This window comes from Streptomyces sp. NPDC031274, assembly GCF_055570235.1.
In genome coordinates, this window is the sequence record NZ_JBVIHP010000151.1 from 1 (window position 1) to 1,780 (window position 1,780).

Consider the following 1,780-nt stretch of genomic DNA (forward strand, 5'->3'; position numbering starts at 1 on the left):
CGGGGCCGGTTCTCACGGATGGTGTCCTGCCAACGTGCGGCATTCGCGTACCGGAGCACGGTGTTGAGACCCCAGCCCAGATGCCGGGCAATCGCCCGGCGCGAATGGCCTTGGGCAAGCATCTTGTGGACCAGGGCATGTGCTGCCTTCTTGCGCTCGGCCCGCCGGCCGACGGGCTCCGAGTCGTCCCGCGGGCGACCGGAAGCCAGTCGGCGGGCCTCCGCCAACATGCCGACGGGTGAAGGATCACGCAGGCAGTCGCGATGGGCGGCGACGCAGGTCTCCACCGCCCGGCTGAGACCCTGCCACAGATGGAACCGGTCAGCGACCTGCAGTGCGCCGGGGGCACCGCGCCGGGCACCCTCGGCGTAGGCGCCCGCCCGGTCCCGGCAGATGATCTCCACGCCGGGGTGGCGGATCAGCCAGGCGGCCAGCGGCCCGGTTTCACGGGTCGGCAGCACATCGACCACACGATGTTCTTCGACGCTGGTCAAGACGGTGGAGTAGGTCTGGCCGCGACGGATCGCGAAGTCGTCCACACCCAGCACCCGCGGAGTACTGAACCGTGGATCGGGCAATGACATAACCCTGCGCAACAGGGTCATCCGTCCCGCGCCGAAGCCCAGCTGGGCAGACAGCCGAGCGCCGGCCCGCCCGGCCAGCGCGAGCCCCACCCGCTCCAGGGCATGGTTGAGCCGCATGGTGAACCGTGCGTGCGGAGCGGCCAGCCGGGAGAACGGTTCGGCGAACGTCCCGCGCGAACAGTCCGCCGCTCCGCAGATGAAGCGCCGGACCGTCAGCCGGATCACGAAACCCTGTTCAGTGAGCGGAAGATCCTTCAGCCTGCGCTGGTAACGGTCGTGGACTCGGTCCGAGAAGCGGTCGCAGTCCGGGCACAGACCGCCGGCGGCCCGGCCTTTCGCCACGACCTCAACTGTGCCGAACACGGCCGTAACCGCCTCGACGTCCACATCGTCGAACCCGTCGAACACCAGCGATTCCCAGAACGGTGCATCGGTCTGCATAACTGGCACCATCACCGTCCACAACCGACCTCAGCGGCGGCCGACAGGTACTTGATGGAGCGTCAACTCTGGGCGTTGGGCCACAAGGCGTACGCGGTCTCACGCGCACCCGTCTCCTCGCAATCGAACATCGGGGCAACGCTCCGCGACGACTCCCCAAGATCTGTGCCAGAACCCGAATCTCGTGAGCAAAGCCATGGGAGTAGGCGCTTCCCCGACGGCTGAGGATGCGCCTACTCGTTGGTCAGACAGTCTGGTTGAGGCCTCGCGTCAGCTCGCGGTTGGTGGACCGGGCGGCGTCCAGATCCTCCACGGCCTCATCGAGCTTGAGCTTGAGGTCTCCCCTTTCCTGCTCAAGTTGGACGATTCTTTGCTGGAGCTTGTCGACGCCGTCGGGGGCACCGAGTCCGGATTCCCTCCAGGTCTGCTCGCCCATCAGTTGTGACAGCCGCTGCTCCAGGAGGCCGATCCGGCCCATCAGCCTTGCGTTGCGCTCATTCGCGGCGGCCAGATCGGCCATCAAGGAGCTCCGTGAGACCCCGGCTCCCTTCACAGGGCCATCGGCAGGGCACTGCTCAGCTGTATGGATCTGCGTCAGCAGGTCGCGGTGACGATAGAGGAACGTGCGGTCAACGCCCGCGCGTCGAGCCACTGCGGTCACCGATACCTCTTCGCCCGCGGCCTGGAGGTCGCGAAGCGACTGCTCGACCCGCATGCGGCGGCGCTCGGTGTCGGCCTGCCGGCCGCGGACCATG

The 1,780-nt window shown here is 67.6% G+C and carries 2 protein-coding genes and 1 pseudogene; all 3 read right to left on the minus strand.

Annotation, left to right across the window (positions count from 1 at the left end; genetic code table 11):
* Positions 1–1,025: ISL3 family transposase (locus tag ACZ5CR_RS44420; protein WP_468869135.1), on the minus strand; the 1,025-nt coding region annotated here is incomplete at its 3' end.
* 244 nt (positions 1,026–1,269) lie between these two features.
* A complete protein-coding gene (locus tag ACZ5CR_RS44425) occupies positions 1,270–1,545 on the minus strand; it encodes a hypothetical protein (RefSeq protein WP_468869139.1) in 276 nt (91 codons plus the stop codon).
* A gap of 45 nt (positions 1,546–1,590) precedes the next feature.
* Positions 1,591–1,779: pseudogene (locus ACZ5CR_RS44430) on the minus strand (DUF6262 family protein); the annotation flags it as partial.
* Position 1,780: the final 1 nt, after the last annotated feature.

Bases quoted from the DNA above. Each gene is read 5' to 3' on its own strand.
- ACZ5CR_RS44425 (WP_468869139.1), bottom strand. From the start codon at position 1,545: ATGGCCGATCTGGCCGCCGCGAATGAGCGCAACGCAAGGCTGATGGGC.